Below are 221 nucleotides of genomic sequence, written 5' to 3'. Positions count from 1 at the left end.
CCGCCTTGGCCGCCGGCGCCTTGGGTGCCGGCGGTGCCGGTGAAGGCGTTGCCGGCGGCGCCGCCGGTGCCGCCCTGCCCACCGGCCCCACCGGCACCGCCGGTGCCGCCGGTGGCGCCCGCGCCGACCGCGGCGGTGTAGTCCGCGCCCTTGCCGCCGGTGCCGCCCACGCCACCGGTGCCGCCGTTGCCGGCGGTGCCATCAGCACCAACAGTGGAGCC

At 81.4% G+C, this 221-nt stretch carries 1 protein-coding gene; it reads right to left on the bottom strand.

All coding sequences use genetic code 11. The features are described from left to right. On the bottom strand, positions 1-221 hold a 221-nt coding region (locus BST40_RS33745), incomplete at both ends, for a hypothetical protein (RefSeq protein WP_208618988.1).

Origin of the sequence: Mycobacterium persicum (assembly GCF_002086675.1) — a bacterium.
Taxonomy (GTDB): domain Bacteria; phylum Actinomycetota; class Actinomycetes; order Mycobacteriales; family Mycobacteriaceae; genus Mycobacterium; species Mycobacterium persicum.
This window is presented reverse-complemented; position numbering and strand designations above follow the sequence as displayed.